We start from the raw sequence: 922 nt of genomic DNA, 5'->3' as shown, positions 1-922 counted from the left end.
GCGATCCTGCAGCGCCACCCGCTGCCCGCGCGGCTCGTCGCGGTGCTCGAAGGCGAAAGCCTCGTCAACGATGCGTCGGGCCTGCTGCTGTACCAGATGGCCGTATCGGCCGCGCTCGCCGCCACGATCACGACCGCGAGCGCGACCGGCCTGTTCTTCTCGCTCACGCTGATCGGCATCGCGGTCGGCCTCGCGTGCGGCCATGCGATGTGCTGGGTGCTGCAACGCCTGCGCGAACCGATGCTCGGCATCGTCGTGACGTTCGCGATGGCATGGGGCAGCTACGGGATCGCGGAAGCCGTCGACGGCTCAGGCGTGCTGTCGGTCGTCACCTGCGGCCTCGTGCTCGGCGTGCGCCAGCATCGCGTGTTCGGCGCCGACATGCGGATCAAGGCGAAGGCGACGTGGGAAGCGATCGTGTTCGTGCTCGACGCGCTCGTGTTCATCCTGATCGGCCTCGCGCTGCACGCGATCCTCGCCGGCGTGAACCACGAAGGCGCGGTGCTGATGGCCGGCCTGCGGGTCGCACTGCCCGCGACGGCCGCCGCGATCGGCGCGCGCGTGGTGTGGGTATTCGTCGCGATGTGGCTGCCGGGCCGCCTGCGCGCGCGGCGCGCGGGCCACGCGGCGTGGTCGTGGCGCGAAGCCGTCGTCCTCGGCTGGTCGGGCATGCGCGGCGTCGTGAGCCTCGCGGCCGCGATTGCGCTGCCGGCCAACTTCCCCGGCCGCGACCTGATCCTGTTCAGCACGTTCCTGCTGATCATCGCGACGCTCGTCGTGCAGGGCGGCACGCTCGCGCCGCTGATCCGCGTGCTGAAACTGCGCCCGGCCGCGCGCCGCACGATGTCCGAACATGCGGTGCGTGCACACACGTTCGGCGCGGCGCTCGCCGAGCTCGATGCACGCGAGCAGCGCGGCGCCG

At 71.9% G+C, this 922-nt stretch carries 1 protein-coding gene; it reads left to right on the top strand.

The window, feature by feature from the left end:
• On the top strand, positions 1–922 hold a 922-nt coding region (locus JMF90_RS38625), incomplete at both ends, for a sodium:proton antiporter (RefSeq protein WP_201326500.1).

The sequence above is a fragment of the Burkholderia sp. E168m23 genome, from assembly GCF_016586125.1.
Lineage (GTDB): Bacteria > Pseudomonadota > Gammaproteobacteria > Burkholderiales > Burkholderiaceae > Burkholderia > Burkholderia orbicola.
Note: the sequence above shows the minus strand (reverse complement) of the source record. Positions and strands in the feature narration are given on the sequence as shown.